Below are 13,914 nucleotides of genomic sequence, written 5' to 3' on the forward strand. Positions count from 1 at the left end.
CTTGGGTAGATGGAGAGATGTAAAGCATGGTAAAGTAGAGAAAAAATCTGCAAGTAAAACTATGCCATCTTTTATAATCTCTCCAATTACAACTAGAATAAAAGCATTTATAACAGATACATTTATGATTTTGATGCCTTTGATGTATTTTGTTTTTTATGTGATTATGGGAAGTAGAGAAGAGTTTGCTGCTCATATGCTTCAAGGATGGATTTACATCTTTGTTCCACATTTTTTTATTATCATAGCTTTTTGGTATTTTAAGGGGCAAACTCCCGGATATAAAGCATATAATATCAAATTAGTTGATACAAAGCTAAAAAAACCATCGCTTTTTAAACTAATTGTTAGATATATTGTATTTGCTGCGTCATTTGTTTTAATTGCAGGATTACTTTTTGCCTTAATTAGGCGTGATAAAAAAAATCTTCACGATTTAATTTCCCAAACAATCCCCATAGAGGAATAAATTGCTTTTTTTTAATATATCAGCTTTTTTCTTTTCATATTTTAGCGTAACTGCTATTTATGTAATTTTTCTTCCAAAAGTACTTCAAATGCTAAATTATACTCCAATCCAAATAGGTGCAATATTTGCTTTAGCTCCTCTTATGAGATTTTTAGTACCTTTTATATTTTTAAAGCATATCAATTTAGATAAAAAAGTTTTTTATATTGCTCTTATTTCTGTGCTCGTTAGTAGCTTACTTTTTTATGTAACTATTCACAGTTTTTATCTTTTTATGATCCCAAATCTAATCATAGGTGCATCTCTTGGGTTAATTCTTCCATTTATAGAAACATATGCAATGGAGTATCTAAAAAAAGAAAAATTCGGAAGAAGTAGGCTCTTTGGCTCAATCGGATTTATGCTAACAGGCATAGTTCTAGCAAGAGAGTTAGATAGCTATTTGGTTGGATTAAATTTTTATCTATTTTTTGTAATTTTAGTGCTTCTTTTTGGTTTTTTAATAACTCATAAAAATAGTGATTTCAAAAGAGTAAAAAACAGCTCAAACAATGAACATTTTGATTTAAAAAAAGCTACTTATTTATGGCTTAGTCTATTTTTTATGCAAATTAGTTTTGGAGCATTTTATAACTTTTTTACTATTTATGAAACCCAAAAAGGAATTAGTCTTGAGACAACTAGTTACCTTTGGGCATTTGGTGTGATTTGTGAAATTGTATTTTTTTACTTTCAAGCACCACTTTTAAAAAGAAACTTGGTACTCATTTTAAAAATTGCAGTTTTTTCAACTGTCATTAGATGGCTTTTGTTATTTTTATTTCCATCTTCTCTTTTCTTTTCATTTTCTTCACAATCCCTACATGCTCTAAGTTTTGCACTTCATCACACAGTCGCTCTTAGTTTGCTTTATAGTCTATATGAAAACAAAAAACTTGCTGCTCAATTTTACTATGGTTTTTCATTTGGACTTGGAGGATTTTTTGGTTCATTAATCGCTGGATATTTTTATGGAGATTATCTCTATCTTTATGCTTCAATCGTAGCTTTTATATCTTTTTTAGTACTTTTTAAAATGCCTACTGAGCTAAAACAAAATTTCTAAAATAAACTCCTTCAACTTCAACTCCTAAAGTATCATACAAGACATTTTTTACACCCTCTTTGTAGTCTTCTTTTCCCTTAGTAGTTGCTAGTTTTGCACTATCTTGAGCTGAAGAGTACCTAAGAAGTATATCTCTAACTCTAGGCAATGCTTTTTCAATAGATTTTTTACTGTTTTTATCTTTCATTCTCAATGAAATCTCTGCTTTCATATACTTATATGGTCCTTTATGAAGACCAATGAGAATTTTTTCAAGTGGAACTTCCAATTCATCTTTACTAACATAACTACTTGAAGGAGAAACCACGCTACCAAAAGATTTATACTTTGAATTTACTTTACTTGAATTTGCAAAAAAAAGTGCTACTATCATATAAACAATAGCAACAAGAAGTATAACAACAAGTGATATCTTTAAAATTTTTCCCATTTTTTCCCTTTGTTCATCATTATACTATCTTTTTGACCAAATTTTTCTATCCAAATTTAAAATTTTTACTATTTCTACTGCTATTGATATGACTTGAAAATAAAACTTAATCTCACTAAAATCGGTCAATTTTTTATATACTTTAGGCTCAAATAGTTGTTTATTAAAATCAATTGCTATATAAATTTTTGAATTTATAAAACTAATATGTAGATTTTTACCAATTAATTTTTTTAAATCCAATATACTTTGCATCAAAGAGTGAGACAAGATATACCTAGCTTCTATTTGGTCACTACTATAAACCACAAACTCTCTTTCAAATTCTGGATTATCAAGTTTTACAAGCTCACCTTTTGTGCTTATAGATTGAAAGATATGTGAAATATTTCCAAAAATCTTTTCACTCCTATCTGGAAGAATTATCGTTTTGCCCTTGAAATTTTTATTGAAATTGGCTGTAAAAAAAAGTCCTTGAAATATCGTTTTATAATGAGTTTGACCCTTTTGAGTTTTTACTTTTACTTGATGATGAAGTTCACAAAATCTAATATCAACTCCATCTATCTTACCAGCTACTAAATCATCTCCATTAAACCTATCTATCTTATCTGTAAAAAGATTACTGCTGATATATTCATATTTTGGGATTAATCCATTTTTATTGTATCTAAGTGATGAATCTACAAAAGAAACTAATCTTTCAATCACAAAATCTTTATATAAAGATGAAAATCCTGCAACTTTATACTTATAAAAAAATCCAAAAAAACTACTAAAAATTGCTACTATAAAAAATAAAAAATTTATTGGATCAAAATAATCTTTCAAATAAATATATACTACTAAAGCAATAACAGCAAAAACTAAAGCAGCAAACTTTAAAGAGCTATATATCTCAAGCCTTTTTTTCTCCAAAAATTTTAAATCAGGGAAAATTTCCTCATAAAAAAAATCTTGAAGCTCTGATAGTTTTTTCATTGTTAGTTATTAAACAAATCTTTTACATTTGGATTTTTTCTCTCATTTTCATTTATGCTAAATACTTGCTTTCTTTTGTAGCCTAAAAAGTTTGCTATGAAGTTTGTAGGAACCATTTCAATAGCATTGTTATAATCTGTAACTGCTTGATTAAATGCCCTTCTAGCAGCACTTAATTGTTCTTCAATCTCATTTAATGAGTGTTGTAAATTTAGTGTATTTTCATTTGCTTTTAATTCAGGATAATCTTCTACTGCAACCATGATTGAGCCTAAAAGAGAGCTTAGTTTACTATCTATTTTTGCCATCTCATCACTACTAAGTCCTGGCTTCATAGCACTTGATCTTAATCTTGTTATCTCTTCTAGTGTACTTTTTTCATGCTTCATTGCTTCTTTAACAGTTGCTACTAAAGATGGAATCAAATCAAATCTTTTTTTCAATAAAGCATCAACTGAGCCATAAATATTTTCTACTTGATTTTTTTTGGACACCAAAAAATTATACAAAAGTACAAAAATTACCAAAACAATAAATAATCCAATTAGAAGTGAGTTCATGTGAGTTTCCTTTTGATATTTCTAAAGGAAATTATAGCAAAATCTCTACATGTATATCTTTACATGTAGAGATTTTTAAATTACTTTTCTTTTTTACTAGCTCTTTTTCTTTTAGTAGCGTCAAGTTCTCTTTTTCTTATACGAATTGATTCTGGAGTTACTTCAACTAACTCATCATTCTCAATCCACTCAAGAGCAAGTTCTAGTGAAAGTTTTCTAGGAGGAACAAGTTTTATTGCTTCATCAGCTCCACTACTTCTTACATTACTAAGTTGCTTTCCTTTGATAGGGTTAACATCTAAATCATTTGGACGAGCATGTTCACCTATAATCATACCTACATAAACTTTTGTTTGAGGCTCTATAAAAAGTGTACCTCTATCTTGGAGGTTAAACAGTGAGTATCCAAGAGCAACTCCATCTTCCATAGAAATCAAAGCACCATTTTTACGACTCTCAACACTTCCACTAAGAGGTCTAAAATCTAAAAATGAGTGATTCATAACACCCTCACCCTTAGTGTCAGTTAAAAACTGTCCACGAAAACCTATCAATCCACGAGCTGGAATTTCAAACTCTATTCTTGTTTGTCCATCTCCAGTTGGATTCATAGTAGTCATCTGAGCTTTTTTCTTTCCAAGTTTTTCTATAACAGCTCCTGTAAATTCATCAGGAACATCAATAACTAAATGCTCATATGGCTCCATTTTAACGCCATTTTCTTCTTTTATGATAACCTCTGGTCTACCAAGAGAAAACTCATACCCTTCTCTTCTCATATTTTCAGCCAAAATTGTGATTTGAAGCTCTCCACGGCCACTTACTTTAAACTTACCTTCACCAATATTTTCATACTTCATAGCGATATTAGTTTTCATCTCAGCTTCAAGTCTTTCATCTAACTTGTTTGAAGTCACATATTTTCCTTCAAGCCCAGCAAATGGTGAATCATTTACTGCAAATACTACGCTTAATGTCGGCTCTTCAATGTGCAATGGATCAAGAGGCATTGGGTTATTTGGATCAACAACACTATCTCCCACATCTAAAGTTTCAAATCCTGCAATTGCTACGATATCTCCACTAACAGCTTCATCAATATCCATTCTATCTAAGCCTTTAAAACCTATTAGCTTAGAAATTCTTCCCCTTATTTGTTCACCATCAGCTTTTGCAAGCATTACATTTTGATTCTTTTTTATCGTTCCATTAAAAATTCTTGCAACTCCAATTTTACCTACATAATTATCATAATCAAGAGTAAATACTTGAAGTTGTAAAGGATTATTTTCATCACCACTTGGCGCAGGAACATGCTCTAAAATAGTTTCAAAAAGAGGCTCTAAATTTTTATTTTCATCTTCCATATTGTGTTTTGCATAACCATCTCTTGCAGCTGCATAAACCACTGGAAATTCAAGTTGTTCATCATTTGCATCAAGTGCAACAAATAAATCAAATATTTCATCAACTACCCTTTCAGGATCAGCTGATGGTTTATCAATCTTATTAATTACAACAATTGGACGAAGACCAAGAGATAGTGCTTTTTTTACAACAAATTTTGTCTGAGGCATAACACCTTCATAAGCATCAACTAAAAGTAAAACACCATCAACCATCTTCAAAACACGCTCAACCTCTCCACCAAAATCGGCGTGGCCTGGAGTGTCTATAATATTTATTTTTATTCCATTGTAATTTATAGCTGTATTTTTAGAAAGGATTGTAATCCCTCTTTCTTTTTCCAAATCATTACTATCCATCATACGCTCATCAGTTTGAGTATGAGCATCAAAAGTACCAGATTGCTTTAGTAACTCATCTACCAATGTTGTTTTTCCATGGTCAACGTGAGCAATAACTGCAATATTTCTAAATTCCATTTTCATTTCTCCTTAGGGCAGAACCCTTGATTCCTCTTACAAATTCAAATATTTTATAGGGGGAGTTTAATTTTTAATTAAGCTGATTATTATATCTAAATAAACTTAAAATATCGAATTTGCAAAAGTTTAATCAAGGGGTCTGACCCCTAAAATTAAACTTTTTTGTATGTGGAACGAGGTTTGCTTTACTATTGTATTAAGATGTTTATTGGAGAAATAAAATGAAAGAATTATTTAGTATATCAAATGGTTTAGACATAGCAAAAGTAAAATCTGTAAAATCAGACAAAACTACCTTAAAAGGCGAAAAAGAGCCATCTTCACAGAGTTTTTTATCTGTAATGTTTTCTAAGATGAAAGAATCTGTCGAGATTTCTAAAGAAGATACTAAATTAAATATAAAGCTAGATGATAATAAAATCAAAAGTGATATTAAACTAGATACTCCAAGTACATCAGAAAAAAAATCATTTGACGAACATTTGCTTGATGATATACTAAAAATTGTAAATATTTTAAAAAATCCAAATGACAACAAAGCAAATTTTCCAGCACTTTCAAAAAGAATAGAAAAAATTATAAATTCAAAACAAATTTTTGAAGAACTTAAAAAAGTAGATAATTTAACTGATTTATTAAAACTATCAAAAAAGTTTGACTTGGGATTAGAAAAAATTTCTATAAAAAAAATTGATTTTGATAATTTAAAAAAAGAGTTCCCAAAACTTGCAAACAAAGATTTTTTTGAAACACCAAAAAATACAGATAAAAAACCCGTAATAACAGAAACCATAAAACAATCAAAACCAGCAATTATCGCTTTAGATGATATAAAAACTCCAACAAAAGAAGTAAAAAAAGAGCCAACTTTACTAGAAAAAATCATGAGCTCAAGCAAAAAAGAAGATAACAATTTAAATAACAAAAAAGATCTACATGTAAAGGTTGATAATGATGTTAAAGAAGTTAAAAAAGATATACATGTAAAGGTTGATAATGATGTTAAAGAAGTTAAAAAAGATATACATGTAAAGATTGATAATGAAGTTAAGGAAGTTAAAAAAGATTTACATGTAAAGATTGACAACGAAGTTAAAAATACCAAAGAAGTAGTACAAACAGAGGCTCCAAAAGTGGTAGCAAAAGAAAATCAAGAAGATATAAAAAAGATAGTAAAAGAAGATTTACATGTAAAGATTGATAAAGAAACAAAAAAATCTGATATTACAAGAATAAATGAGGTAAAAGTAGAATCAAATATACCAAAACAACAATCTATGGTTAAAGATTTGCTTCAAACAAAAAAACCTGAACAAGCAAAAGCAGAATCAAAGATAAACCCTCAAATGATGGCTTCAAACGAAGAAGTTAAAACTGAAAACTTAACAAAAGAAACACATGAAATAAAAACTGATAATATTGCTCAAAAAAGCGATACAAAACTAAATGTAAGAACTGAAAGTACTATTCAAAAGCCTACTTTTACAAACCAAACATTTAGTAGCTTTGCTGATGAATTAAGAGAAAAGATTGAACAATACAAGCCACCAATCATGAAAGTACAAATGGCACTAAATCCAAAAGGTTTAGGAGAGGTTGATGTAACGATTGTAAATCGCGGAAATAATCTACATGTAAATATAAACTCAAATACAACTACGATGAATATATTTACTCAAAATCAAGCAGAATTTAAAAATTCACTGGTAAATATGGGATTTACAAATCTGGAAATGAATTTTTCAGATCAAAGAGAAAATAAAGATAATCAAAATGGCAAATCTTCAAATAATCAAGCAAATTCATTTGAAGATGAAATTTTAGAAGATGAGAACACAAGTTTAGAAATTGTAGTTCCAAGATATGTATAAAAGGTAAAAATTATGGCAACAGATATAACAAGTACATCAAATGTAGCAAATTCAACAAACCAAATTAGTGCAGCAAGTGCTGGCATAGCAGTAAATCCTGATTCTGTTTTGGATAAAAACTCATTTATGAAGTTACTTTTAGTGGAGCTTCAATATCAAGATCCAACCCAGCCTATGGATAGTGAAAAAATCCTAACTCAAACTTCTCAGCTAGCCACTCTTGAATCAGCTGATAATACAAATAAAACTATGGAAGAATTAACAAATAGATTAAATAACAATATGGATATGGGAGCACTTAGCGCTATTGGTAAGATGGCTTCTCTTGGCTCAGATGCTGTTAGTCTGCCTGAAGACTCGCCTGCTAAATTTGAAATGTATTTTCCAGATAAAATCCAAAGTGGAACTTTAAGTATAACTGATGTTAATGGAAATGTTGTAAAAACTGTAGATTTAGATGCTCAAACTGGTCAAAGTGGAGTTTTGGCATTTGAATGGGATGGATACAGTAATAGTGGGGAAAGACTAAGTGCAGGAAATTATAGTGTTAAAGCTGATTATACAAATGAAAATGGCAAAGCACAAAAGACTCAATTTGGCGTATATCCAGTTGAATCTGTTAGATATGAAGCTGGAAAGCCTCAAATGAAACTTGGATCTTCATATGTTTCTATGGATTATATAAAAGAATTTTTTTAGGAGTATGATTTGAACACTTCATTTTATAATGGTATTAGTGGTATTAAAACCCATCAATTTGGTATGGATGTAATCGCTGATAATATAAGCAATGTAAGTACAACTGCTTTTAAAGGTTCCACTCCTGAGTTTTCTACTATATTTTCTACTACACTAAGTGATTCTTACTTTGAATCTACTATGAATCAAGTAGGACTTGGAAGTAAGGCAAATGGAACAGCACTTGATTTGTCACAAGGAATATTTGAAAATACAGATAATCCATTTGACCTTGCAATTGGAGGAGAAGGATGGTTTGGAGTACAAAGTTTAGATAATAAAACATACTATACGAGAGCTGGTGCTTTTGGAGTAGATAGTAATGGCGATTTAGTAGATGAAAGTGGAAATTATCTGCTTGGAAGTCTTGGTAACAATATAACACCAACTACTCTATCAGATGAAAAACTTCAACAATTTGGAAAATATTATAACAATGGAAATACAAGTCTTGGAAATGCATATGCAATTAGTTATATAGACGATGTACCTTTATTGGCAGTTAGTGCTCAAAGTAAAATAAATCTACCTGATATATTATATCTTCCACCAGAGCCTACTACAAATGTTGACTTTTCAGCAAATTTAGATCCAAAAATAATTAGTACAGATGAAGAAATAGAGTTAGATAGTAGTGATATAAATGAAACGGTTGATACAACAAATCAAACTTTAAGTATAAATGGAACAATTTCAAATACACAAAATATCCAAAATGCAAAAGAAAATGAAAATGTAATAGTCACAGTTACTGATTCAAACAATCAACAATTAAACTTTACAACTTCTTTAGATGGAAATTTAAACTGGCAAATAGATAGTGAAGATATAAGTTCACTAGATTTATCAAACCTAACAATTACAGCAAAACTTCAAACAACAAGAGAAACTCCAAATGTTGAACATTTTAGCTCAACAGTAATATCTCCTGAAGGTAAAAAAAATATTCTTGATATGACTTATACAAAAAGAGTTCCACAAGATGTACTTAGTACTACTTGGGATGCAAAACTTCAGATATTAGAGTTTTATGAAGATTATCAAATTGAAATGTATGATCCAACTAAGACATATGATACAAATATTTACAATGTTGATTTAACTAAAAAACAAGTAACAAAAATCTATGATCCAACTCTTTATAAAGTTGACACTAGTACAAATAAAGTATATAAAATCATTGATGAACAAACTGGTGATGTAACTTTTAACGGTAGTGGTGCATTACTAAGTAAAAATATTCCTACACTCTCAAATGGAGGAGTTGATTTAACTGTTGATATAGGTCAACCATATGAAGAGATTGTTTTAGGAACACCTAGTTTTACTCTACAAAACAGTCAAATTACTTTTAGTGGTACCTCTAACCTAGAAGCTGGGAAACAAATAAATGTAGAATTTACTGATCCAAATGGTTTAGTTAGAGTTGCTACTGGTAAAGTTCAAACTGATGGCACTTGGAGTGCTACAAATGAATATACTTACACAAATGATCCTACAAATATAAAAGCTTTTAACATAACTCATAGTGGTTTTGAAGGTTTTGTTTCTAATGTTGATTTAGATAAAGCTAAATATGAAAGCCACGATGGATATCTAGAAGGGATAATAAAAGATTATAGTATGGATGCAAGAGGAAATGTAATAGCAGAGTTTGATAATGGAAGAACAGTTCCTATTGCAAAAGTTGCAATTTATCATTTTATGAATGACCAAGGATTATCAAAAGTAACTTCAACTATGTTTGAACAATCAAATGATAGTGGTAAACCACTTTTTTATACCAATGAAAATGGAGAAGCGATTCTAGGTTCACAAATATTTTCAAATAGGCTAGAAGGAAGTAATGTAAATTTTGCAAATGCCTTGACTGAACTAATAGTCATGCAAAAAGCATTTGATGCAAGTAGTAAAAGTATAACTACTAGTGATCAAATGATACAAAATGCAATCAATATGAAAAAGTAGGAATACTTTTTGCTTTTAAAAATTAATAAAATAAAAATAATAATTAGAATTATTATCTGTAAAGGATTTTAAAATGATGAGATCACTTTGGGCCGGCGTTACCGGATTACAAGCACACCAAATAGCAATGGATGTTGAGGGAAACAACATAGCAAATGTTAATACAGCAGGGTTTAAATACTCAAGAGCAAATTTTTCAGACCTTTTAAGTCAAACTGCAAAAATAGCAACAGCTCCTCAAGGTGAACTTGGTGGTAAAAACCCTATGCAAATAGGATTAGGGACTCAAGTTAGCTCAGTTACAAAGATTTTTAAACAAGGTTCAATTGAGACAACAGATAAAAACACTGACCTTGCAATCCAAGGAGATGGTTTTTTTGTAGTAAGCCCTGATGGTGGAAGTACTTATAAATATACAAGAAATGGTGATTTTACATTTGATTCTGATGGTAACTTTACTGATAGTAATGGATATATTATACAAGGTTGGATTAGAGATGATACAACTGGAGAAATTGATGCAACAACTCCAATAGCAAATATAACAATTCCTCCTGGACTTACAACCCCTGCAAATGATACAAGCTATATTACTCTAAAAGCAAATCTTAATTCAGGTGATACTATAGTAAATAAATCTCCAATTTATACACTAGATAGTTATAGTGGCTGGGTAGATAAAGATAGTAATGGTCTTAAAAGTACAACAGAAGTACATAATGAAAATGATGTGGGAGATGATGCTTTTAATACAGATAAAGCCCTATATGAAAGAGGTTTAGATTTTGGAGCATTATTTAACTCTAATGGAGAAGCTTTTAGTTTACAAGATAATCAGGGCATATGGGTAAGTTATGCAGAAGCTAGAACTAATAATTTAACAGTTACTGGAAATGGAACTGTAGATATAGATTTAACAATTAATGGTGAAACAATACAAGATACTTTTACTTCAACTTCAGCAGATGAAACTACTACATATATAGCATCATTAATTAATGCAAAAACAAGTTTAACAGGTGTTACAGCCCAAGTTACAGGTGGAAATCAAATATATCTAACTAATTCAAATAAAACTGGAACTGAAGAAAAAACAAAAAATATTAAATTAACTGTTGGTAGTGGAGATAATACTGGATTAGGTACTGCAATAGGTGGTAGTAACTTAAATGTATTAACTGCTTATAAATATACTTATTCTTCTACACCATTAAATACAATCAATACTTACAGTGACACACAAGCAAGAACTTTTACAACAACAGAAGATTTAAGAGCAGCAATGCAAAAAGATGCAAGACTTTATATAGATTATTCTCACGATGGAAGTGCAGATAAAAATGATGGCGTAAAAGTGATAGTAAATGATCAAGGGCAATTTCAAATAGAAAATCCATCTGGAGATGCACTTAATGCTGATGATGGTGATTTTATAGATGGAACAGCAACAACTCCTCAACAAATTACTAGTGGAACAAATATTAATCAAAATGTATCTTTCAAAGCACAGCAAGTTTTTGCAGCTGGTGATTGGACAAATAATACTGGGCAAGATATTGTTATACCAGCATCTGTAACTGGAGGAGCAGCAATTACAATTAACAATGGGAATAGTTTAGCAACAGGATTTACAGCACAAGAAGATTGGACAATGCCTGCAAGCAATGGTAGCGGTGTAGATTTTAATGCAAATGTCGACCTAGTAGTAGGTACAAATTACCTAAAAACTGATGATTATGATATGTATTTATCAGTTACTGGTTTGACTGACAAAGCAAATGATGTAAGTCAAAATGATAAGTTTATGACTTCTATGGCTGCACTTCAAGGAACTTTAAATTCTGGAAGTGGTATTAGAACAACACAAAATATATATGCAGCTAGTCATGCATCTAGTATTGATGTATATGATAGTTTAGGAACAAAACATACAGTTAGATTTGAATTTACAAAAACTGGCTATACAAGTGATGGTGGAACCGAGTGGTCAATACTCATAAGTGTTCCTGAACCTGGAGATATAAATCTTGGAAGTTACCCTGAAAATATAGTTACTGGATCAATAAGTTTTAATTCAGATGGATCTCTTGCAACTTATAGTCCAACAAATTTAACATATACAGCAAATAATGGATCAACTCCAAATCAAAATATAGAATTAGATTTTGGAACACTAGGGGCATTTGATGGAATGACTAGTTTTGATGCTCAATCAAATACTTCTGGAATCAGCCAAGATGGTTATCCTGGTGGTGATTTAGCTGGTATAAGAGTTGATGAAACTGGAACTCTTATTGGAAGTTTTACAAACGGAAGAAGTTTTGGTTTAGCTCAAGTTGCTATGGCTAAATTTACAAACAATAATGGACTTGAGAGTGATGGAGGAAATACTTTTATACAAACTTCAAACTCAGGTGATCCAATCATTGGTCAAGCTGCTATTGGTGGGCGTGGATTTATACAAGCAAGTGCATTAGAGATGAGTAATGTGGATCTCTCTCGCTCACTAACTCAACTCATAGTTGTTCAGCGTGGTTATCAAGCAAACTCTAAAACCATCACAACTTCAGACCAAATGCTAAATACACTTTTACAATTAAAGCAATAAAAGATATAATAAGCCTCAAAAAAATTGAGGCTTATTAATATGACTGTAACACTACTACAAAATACATCTTTAGAAGTTTGTGCAAGTGCCATAAGAACTTGTTGGCAAAGTTTTGATAAAAGTGATAATGGTGGCCAAAAAGACAAAGAACTCATCGATAGAGTTGGAAATAAATTTAAACATGCTTCTACACTAGAACACCTCTTTTATACATTTTACATCCAAGATATAAGCAGAGCCCTTCTTCAAGAACTTGCAAGACATAGAATGGCAAGTTTGAGTGTAAAAAGTACTAGATACACACTAAAAGAGTTAAAACAAGAAGAAAGCTTTACATGTAAAGATAAAAAAAGAGCTGAGAAATACTTAGTCTTTACTGGAGTTGATTTAGTAGATGAAATGAGCATCAAAGCACTTGAGAATTTAAGAGTTGTTTTAAATGAAGGCATAAGTAATGATAAAGCTAAATACTGTCTTCCTGAGTGTTATAAGACTGAGCTTACTTGGAGTGTAAATGCTAGAAGTTTACAAAACTTTTTAGATTTAAGAAGTGATAAATCAGCACTTTGGGAGATACAACAACTAGCACATAAGATTTATGAAACACTACCAGAGGATCATAAATATCTTTTTAGTATAAAAAGATATGATTAAAAACCTCTACATGTAAACTTCTACATGTAATCAATTTACTCTTTGGGCGTGAGTAATTGCGATTGCGATTGCATCAGTAATATCAAGAGGTTTTATCTCTTGTTTTATTCCTAAAATTCTTTTAACCATGAAAGAAACTTGCTCTTTTGATGCTTTTCCATTACCTGTTACTGATTTTTTCACTTGAAGGGGTGTATATTCGCTAAAATTTCCAAAAACTTGCAAAACCTTAAGCGATAATGCACCTCTAAATTGAGCTAATTTTAGCACTGTTTTTGGATTGAATGCGTAGAAAATATCTTCGATTGAAACTTCATCAATACTATGATTTTTAAAAATTATATCTAAACCTTCACACAGCTCAGCTATCTGGTATTGCAGTGTTTTCTCTTTGATTTTTATAAGTCCTGCTTCGATTAAATTTAATTTATTTCCATTTTTTTCAACTATTGCATAACCACAATTTCTTGTTCCAGGATCAATTCCTAATATCTTCAATAATTTTCCTTGTTTCACATTTTATTCACATAGTGAAAAACTCTTTTCACATCGTAGTTTAACATATATTTCAAGTGTTTTTCGATAAAATAAATAAGTTATTCACATATTTTTCACTATGTGAGAAAACTTAAGGAGCATAT

The 13,914-nt window shown here is 30.4% G+C and carries 12 protein-coding genes; 7 read left to right on the forward strand and 5 right to left on the reverse strand.

Annotated features, from left to right (window positions below):
• The first annotated feature begins 1 nt into the window (after position 1).
• Entirely contained in the window at positions 2-469 is a 468-nt protein-coding gene (locus tag ACKGJI_RS11820) for an RDD family protein (protein WP_458700514.1), read from the forward strand.
• A 1-nt stretch (position 470) separates the two neighbouring features.
• The gene (locus tag ACKGJI_RS11825) at positions 471-1,574 is read left to right on the forward strand and encodes an MFS transporter (RefSeq protein WP_458700515.1); all 1,104 of its coding nucleotides are present in this window, start codon (positions 471-473) and stop codon (positions 1,572-1,574) included.
• Here the strand turns inward: ACKGJI_RS11825 and ACKGJI_RS11830 are convergent.
• From ACKGJI_RS11830 to typA, 4 genes are all read right to left on the reverse strand, one after another.
• On the reverse strand, positions 1,549-2,004 hold the full coding sequence (locus ACKGJI_RS11830; RefSeq protein ID WP_458700517.1) for a flagellar basal body-associated FliL family protein: 456 nt from the start codon (positions 2,002-2,004) through the stop codon (positions 1,549-1,551). The genes ACKGJI_RS11825 and ACKGJI_RS11830 overlap by 26 nt on opposite strands.
• A 24-nt stretch (positions 2,005-2,028) precedes the next feature.
• The gene (locus tag ACKGJI_RS11835; RefSeq protein WP_458700518.1) at positions 2,029-2,985 is read right to left on the reverse strand and encodes a DUF3137 domain-containing protein; all 957 of its coding nucleotides are present in this window, start codon (positions 2,983-2,985) and stop codon (positions 2,029-2,031) included.
• 2 nt (positions 2,986-2,987) lie between these two features.
• Positions 2,988-3,545, reverse strand: a complete 558-nt coding sequence (locus ACKGJI_RS11840) for a LemA family protein (protein ID WP_458700519.1) — start codon at positions 3,543-3,545, stop codon at positions 2,988-2,990.
• A gap of 80 nt (positions 3,546-3,625) precedes the next feature.
• Positions 3,626-5,431 carry a translational GTPase TypA gene (typA, locus tag ACKGJI_RS11845; protein ID WP_458700520.1) on the reverse strand — a complete coding sequence of 602 codons (1,806 nt, stop codon included), beginning with the start codon at positions 5,429-5,431 and terminating at the stop codon, positions 3,626-3,628.
• A gap of 224 nt (positions 5,432-5,655) precedes the next feature.
• On the opposite strand from typA, the gene ACKGJI_RS11850 reads away from it, so the two are divergent.
• From ACKGJI_RS11850 to thyX, 5 genes are all read left to right on the forward strand, one after another.
• Entirely contained in the window at positions 5,656-7,305 is a 1,650-nt protein-coding gene (locus tag ACKGJI_RS11850; RefSeq protein WP_458700521.1) for a flagellar hook-length control protein FliK, read from the forward strand.
• Positions 7,306-7,317: 12 nt separating this feature from the next.
• Positions 7,318-8,004 carry a FlgD immunoglobulin-like domain containing protein gene (locus ACKGJI_RS11855; protein WP_458700522.1) on the forward strand — a complete coding sequence of 229 codons (687 nt, stop codon included), beginning with the start codon at positions 7,318-7,320 and terminating at the stop codon, positions 8,002-8,004.
• A 9-nt stretch (positions 8,005-8,013) separates the two neighbouring features.
• The gene (locus tag ACKGJI_RS11860; protein ID WP_458700523.1) at positions 8,014-10,011 is read left to right on the forward strand and encodes a flagellar hook-basal body complex protein; all 1,998 of its coding nucleotides are present in this window, start codon (positions 8,014-8,016) and stop codon (positions 10,009-10,011) included.
• Between the two features lie 73 nt (positions 10,012-10,084).
• The gene (gene flgE / locus ACKGJI_RS11865) at positions 10,085-12,619 is read left to right on the forward strand and encodes a flagellar hook protein FlgE (protein ID WP_458700524.1); all 2,535 of its coding nucleotides are present in this window, start codon (positions 10,085-10,087) and stop codon (positions 12,617-12,619) included.
• A gap of 39 nt (positions 12,620-12,658) precedes the next feature.
• The gene (thyX, locus tag ACKGJI_RS11870; RefSeq protein ID WP_458700525.1) at positions 12,659-13,273 is read left to right on the forward strand and encodes an FAD-dependent thymidylate synthase; all 615 of its coding nucleotides are present in this window, start codon (positions 12,659-12,661) and stop codon (positions 13,271-13,273) included.
• 30 nt (positions 13,274-13,303) lie between these two features.
• On the opposite strand, the gene ruvC is transcribed toward thyX, so the two are convergent.
• Entirely contained in the window at positions 13,304-13,771 is a 468-nt protein-coding gene (gene ruvC / locus ACKGJI_RS11875) for a crossover junction endodeoxyribonuclease RuvC (RefSeq protein ID WP_458700526.1), read from the reverse strand.
• Positions 13,772-13,914: the final 143 nt, after the last annotated feature.

The organism is Sulfurospirillum sp. 1307, assembly GCF_054408545.1.